The sequence below is a fragment of the Pseudomonadota bacterium genome (genome assembly GCA_018817425.1).
Lineage (GTDB): Bacteria > Desulfobacterota > Desulfobacteria > Desulfobacterales > RPRI01 > RPRI01.
Genome location: JAHITX010000097.1, coordinates 1 through 6,285, shown reverse-complemented (window position 1 = coordinate 6,285; position 6,285 = coordinate 1). Strand labels below are relative to the sequence as shown.

Annotated in this window: 5 protein-coding genes; 1 reads left to right on the top strand and 4 read right to left on the bottom strand. The window is 43.1% G+C overall.

Translation table 11 applies throughout. The features are described 5' to 3' along the window. Positions 1-1,577, top strand: a 1,577-nt coding sequence (locus KKC46_17070) for a hypothetical protein (GenBank protein MBU1055513.1), incomplete at its 5' end; no start/stop codon positions are given. Between the two features lie 159 nt (positions 1,578-1,736). Here KKC46_17070 and KKC46_17065 read toward each other — a convergent pair. The 4 genes from KKC46_17065 to KKC46_17050 all read right to left on the bottom strand — a co-directional run bounded on the left by KKC46_17065 (position 1,737) and on the right by KKC46_17050 (position 6,118). After that, positions 1,737-1,937 (bottom strand): hypothetical protein, encoded by a 201-nt coding sequence (locus tag KKC46_17065; GenBank protein MBU1055512.1) that lies wholly within the window; start codon positions 1,935-1,937, stop codon positions 1,737-1,739. Then, positions 1,934-2,236, bottom strand: a complete 303-nt coding sequence (locus KKC46_17060; GenBank protein ID MBU1055511.1) for a BrnT family toxin — start codon at positions 2,234-2,236, stop codon at positions 1,934-1,936. The genes KKC46_17065 and KKC46_17060 overlap by 4 nt, the downstream gene beginning before the upstream one ends. Before the next feature lie 354 nt (positions 2,237-2,590). Continuing rightward, complete coding sequence (locus tag KKC46_17055; protein MBU1055510.1) at positions 2,591-4,996, bottom strand: MMPL family transporter; 2,406 nt, start codon at positions 4,994-4,996, stop codon at positions 2,591-2,593. A 63-nt stretch (positions 4,997-5,059) separates the two neighbouring features. Then, entirely contained in the window at positions 5,060-6,118 is a 1,059-nt protein-coding gene (locus KKC46_17050; GenBank protein MBU1055509.1) for a hypothetical protein, read from the bottom strand. Between the last annotated feature and the right edge of the window lie 167 nt (positions 6,119-6,285).

Genomic DNA, 6,285 nt, shown 5'->3' with positions numbered 1-6,285 from the left:
CCATAGGCGGCACAGCTGCCGGTGCGTTTGCGGATAAGAATGTAGCCACCGGCAAGGCCGTTACAGTCACCGGCAACACCATAAGCGGGACCGATGCCGGTAACTACACCCTGGTTCAGCAGGCCGGCTTGACAGCGGACATCACGAAAGCGACCCTTACCACAACGGGTGCTGCTGCACAGAACAAGGTTTACGACGCTACGACAGCGGCAACGATCACAGGTGAAACCCTGGTTGGCGTGCTGCTTTCAGATGCTGTTACCGTTTCGGGAGACGGAACGTTTGCTGACAAGGCAGTGGGAACCTCAAAGGTTGTCACGGCAGCCCTGAGTATTGCTGGTACGGATAGCGGCAACTACGCTCTGACCCAGCCTACAAGCCTGACCGCGGACATCACGAAAGCCGATCTTGCGGTCACCGGGCTGACTACGTCCAACAAGGTCTATGACGCCACCCCCACCGCCGCCCTGGTCGGCACGGCTGCGATCACGAAACTGGGCGCAGATGATGTGACCATAGGCGGCACAGCTGCCGGTGCGTTTGCGGATAAGAATGTAGCCACCGGCAAGGCCGTTACAGTCACCGGCAACACCATAAGCGGGACCGATGCCGGTAACTACACCCTGGTTCAGCAGGCCGGCCTCACAGCGGACATCACCGCCAAAGAAATTAACGCTACCGATATTACCGCTGATGATAAGACTTATGACAGTACCACTGATACCACACTGAATACTGCCAGCGCCAGGCTCTCCGGTGTGATCGTTGGAGATACGACCACGCTTGGTATAACTTCTGCTGCCGGTTATTTTATTGACCCAAATGTAGGGCAAAATAAGACTGTCAATGTGACAGGTCTTGTCCTTTCAGGTACGGACGCAGGCAATTATACACTGGCAGCATACAATACCACTGCAAGTATTACTGGTGTTATCGCTCCCTCCAACCTGGTCAGCCCCCAGAGCTCAATCAACGGAACACAGTTGAATCAAAGTGGCGCAATGGGAGCACCGGTTACCCCCGCAATGGGCCCGGGCGGAGGCAGTATAACGCTTGCAAGTTTTATCACATCAACGCTGGTAAGTAATTTTTCTCAAACCGGAGGGGATACAATTCTTTCCTCAAGCATCTTCACAGCATCTGTTACTTTTACTGAAACGGATTCATCTTCAACTATAACTTTGGGCGACGGCTCTCTGCCCGGCACTCTGGTTGAGGTTGGAACATTGCCGGTATTCACCCAGCGTGGCAACGTAATTGTTGGTCAGGAAAGTTTTGTTGTTCAGGAAAGCCCAGCATCGCTTTCACTGACGCGAACAACATTTTCGGGAGCTGTTCCAGAGATTGGCTCACTTGCTGAGCAGGTTGTCCCATTCACGCTTTCCACGCCAAACGGGGTGACTCTCAATCTGATGGCATCGGTAACAGACAAAGGGTTTTTGGTAATTTATGTCCCTGATTCAAGTGGCACGATTGCTGTTTCAGAGGCGGTTTTGATGGGCATGATGATCATTAAAAATGAACAGAACATAGATATCGGAACCTTAAAGGGCGTCCTGTTAAAACAACTTGATTAGGTTTGAAAAGCATATGCACAAAAGCAGAAAGAAGCCAGGGGTCAAGTCCGCTCTTGAAGAAGCCAGGGGTCAAGTCCGCTCTTGGCTCTTATATATCATTAAAAGTATATTTATTTAGTGGAGTAAAAATAACGCTTATAATTTTATTCATTTCTCTTTTTATTTCATTACCTCGGCGAGTTTTATATCACCCTTGAGAAGCTCATTAACCACTGAGGATCGATCTATTCCCTTCTTTGAAGCGATTTTCTCAACAAAGCTTAAAACTTCGTCATCAAGATAAATTGGAATGTTTAGTTTCATATCCGGACGATAAAACTTGCCTCTTTCACCTTTTGAGAAATCATATTCTTTTTTCATATTTTTTCACCATATGTTTTGCCTTCGTGGTTTGTCGCTTTACGGCATGAAATAATTCTTATAGTAGCAGCTTCTTTACTGTCTTCTTTGAAAGTATGGATTACGATCAATAATCTTCCTTTTTCCGAAATGCCTAAAGTTATCCATCTGTCCTCAGTTTCACTGTGTTCCGGATCAAATATGGAAAGTGCCTTTGAATCTCTAAATACTGATGCTGCTTCATCAAAAGTTACAGCATGCTTATCTCGGTTATTACGGGCCTTTATAGGATCCCACTCAAAATTATAATTTATAGCCATATTAACATTCATTTAGTTTTATAGCAAAACTGGAATCGGACGAACTATGTTTTAAATAATTTAATTTTAATATCAGCGAGTTTCGAGACTTTCAATTTAAGTACGGTAATTTATTATCATGATTTGCAATAGGAATCTACAACTATTGTGATAATGTTCGCTTTATTGGCAGGAAGCTATCAATAAAAAATATGTCATTTACAAGCGTTTTAATAACTCGACCTATATTGGAAAGTAAAAGGCCACCCGCTATTTTAATGTAAAGACGGCCAGTAAGAAAATATGGTCGAGTCTGCGTTTGATTCAAGTTTAATAGTTTAATGCGTACCATCAATATCTTAAATGAAAATTCCCTTATTTCATAATCACATTTTCACAAGCATTTCCGGAAGCCAGGCAATTCATGATGCTTTTAGGTTTTATTATTCTTATAATGACCGGAAGTAAAAAAAGCGTACAAAGAAGATGAAAGCAAGTAACTACAGCCAGCAACAAGCCCATATCTGCCTGGAATTTGATATCTGATATTGCCCAGAAAATTACGCCCACGATGATAAGCAAGGCGGTAATGGTAATAGCATTGCCTGCGGTGCGAACCGCTTCTGTTATTCCCATTTCAAAAGATTGCAGGCGTTGAGTTTCTTCCCTGACCCTGCTGAATAGATAAATTCCATAATCAACGCCGATTCCAACCGCAATTGGTGGGACTGCCAGGGTTTGAAGATTAAGACTAAGGCCGGACATGCCCATATAGCCATATACAGCAAGGTTGGAAACTAAAAGAGGTACCATTAAAATACCGGCCGGCACAAAAGATTGAAAAAAGAAAGCAACACATAAATAGGTGAGAGCAAAAGCTGCGATGCTTAAAAGGATCTGATCCCTTGCCACGGAATCATTGGTAGCGGCAACCACACCGATAATACCGGCTGCAAGATTAAATTGAATACCCTTTTCTTTATTACAATCTATAAAATCCCTGCAATACTTTAAAACATTGTTAATAGTCCTGGCAGTATGATCCTTACAATAAGCCACAAGACTTGCTGCGGCCAATTGTTCGGAATAGTACTGGTCAAAATCTCCTGGCTCAGCTCCACCGCCCATCAATAAGAACAGAACGGCCGCCACCCCGGCATCACTATCAGGCAACACATATTGTTTGGGGTCGTTTTCCTGATACTTCATCTGCATGTTCTTGAGCAAATCAGCAACAGAAGAGGTTCCCTCTATCAGGGGATTTTGCATAAGATAAAACTGAAATTCCGATATCTTTTCCATGAGTTTCCGGTCGGCAAGACCTTTTTGATTATCACCGGTTGCGACAATAATAAGCGGATCCATAGAACCCGGAAAATCTCTGGCAAAAACACCGCATGCTTTGTTATATGGAGAATTGGCCCGCAAAAGAGGAGTGCCCGGATAAACATCACCAACTTCAACGTTCTTTGTGTACCATCCTGCAATAATTATTATGATGACAGTTGCAACTATTATAATACGGGCACCATTTCCTTTGCTGCAAGCCGCAACCTTCCCCATAAAATTATCCAGCCAGCCACTTCGCTTCTTATCTCTCCACTTGCGGTTCTTTTCTGCCGAGAAGGGAAGATACAGATAAATTACAGGATTTTGGATCAAACATACTACAATCATGTTCATGGCCCAGCAGAAACAAATGAGTCCAAGTTTTTGCATAATGGGAATAGGGACAAAGGCAATCAGCAGAATACTTAAGCTATCTGTAATGATGCCCGACACGCCGGGATAAAAAAGCCCCCTGATAGTGTTGGCAACGGCCGTTGGGATATCTCCGGTATCTGCATATTCTTCGTTAATCCTCCAGTTGAATTGCATGGAATGGCTCAGAGCGCGGGTGCATAAAAGAAGCGGCACAACAAGTATTAAAGGGTCAAGATTATAATCCCATAAGCCGATAAAACCAATTCCCCAGATGGCGCAGATTAACGCAGGAAAAAAAGTGAGCAAAACGAGGCGCAAACTTGAAGTATAAAGAAGGGCTACAATAAAGATTGCAATGCCTGTAATAATAAAGACCTTCAGAGTCTGGCCTATGTAATGGCTTATAACACCATAAAGATAAGGTTCGCCAACGACAAAAATCTCATCGTTTTCATCTTCATACTTCTTTTTTATTTGCTGGATTTTGTCATAAATAATGTCGCAATCAACACCCTCTTCAAAAAACCCCGCTGTGATTATGGCCGCCTTTGAATCCAAAGAAACCAGTTTGCCGAAATAGAGTGTATTTGAATAAATATTGCGCTTTAAATCTTCCATTTCTTCTTCTGTAGCCGGTGGCCCAGGATACATCAAAGAAGGAAATTCAAGACCCCAGGAGCTAACCTTGAAGTTTTTGATCTTGTTTACTCCTATGGATATAATTTTGTTACGATCAACCCCCGGTAAAAGGAGTAACTCATCACTTATTTTGATTATTTTCTTAAGGGATTTTTCGTTAAAAATTGTTCCGTTTTTGGCACGAACCTCAATTAGAATCTGATTTGTTCCTCCAAAAGAGGAATATTTTTTAACCAATGTTATAAAGGCGTGATTGCTTGGTAATAGATCACGGAAATAGGTGCGAAGGGGAACATTGGAAGCCTGATAAAGGAAAAAAATCGTAATGGCAATGTTTATTAAGGCTATATAGAATTTTTTCTGTACCACAAATCGTGCAAGCAGGTCCACCCATATAAGCATCCGTTTTTCAAAAGTAATCCGCTCTTTATTACTCATTTACCCGATACCTCCCTTTAAATTGACTCCGAACTATTTCAAGTATATTAGAGCCATTTTCTTCTATGGTCTTTTTTTGCCAGGCAGATCACACCCTTTTTCGTCAGGATATAAACCTTCAGGGCTGTTCCAGCTCTTGCCGCCGTCTGTTGTAATTCTTAAGGTCCCGCCGCCTCCGCATACAAAACCCTTTTGCTCATCAATAAATTTTATTGCTCCAAGCCATGACCTTACACCAATATCGCAGGAAGGTAATTTCCACGTTTCTCCCCCATCTTCAGTGATACAGTAAACGCCTTTTAAGCCGACAATCCACCCTTTTTTACCAGTCATGTCGATTCCATAGAGATTTTCATTAACCGGCGTTATGCTGCTCTTCCATGTGCTTCCGCCATCTTTTGTGGCTATGATGCAACCATCCATTCCAACAGCCCATCCATTTGCTGCATCATTAAAATACAGACCGAAAAGATTTTTCCCGACAGGATTTTTAGTTTCAGTCCAATTGGTTCCACCATCTGTAGTTTTTAAAATTGTTCCGAACTCTCCCACTGCCCAACCATGATTTGCATCGGTAAAATATATCCGGTTTAGCATCCTGTCTACCTTTTCCCCCATCTTCTCCCAGGTTTTACCGCTGTCTTTGGTGTGTAAAATAGTGTTGAATCCGCCCGCAATCCAACCTGTAGTTGCGTTTATAAAACAAACACTGCTAAGAGTGTTGGTAACGCCACTTTTTTGACGGGTCCACGTATGCCCTCCGTCAACCGTATTAAGAATTACCCCGAAACGGCCAACTGAATAGCCGTTATCTTTATCAAGAAAAGTTATATCAAAAATTTCCGATTTTACTCCTGATGACTGCCTGTGAAATGTCTTCCCGCCATCCCCGGAGTAAATTATATTACCAAATGCGCCTGCCGCCCATATATGCCCCCCGCCAACGGCTGATAATCCATAGAAATTATACAGATAAAGTCTCTGATTGAAAGGCACGGCTTCCGGGGCTTCCTTTTTATTATTTGCGGGAAATACCCCTGTTGCCGTAATGAAACAAAAAAATATCGCGCATATGGCGATGATTAAACCCCTAACTGATTTGAACTTCTTTGGACTATCCACCTGTTCCTCCCATTAATAAGACACAGGAGCCAGTTTCAAAACGCCCCATTTTGGCCGATCTCTGCGTTGGGCTCAAATTTCAATCCTCGAAATACTAAATGTATTCCTGTGGTTGAAATTTTCTCCCGCCTTGAGCTTGACCAAACTGAAACGTTTTGAAAGTGGCT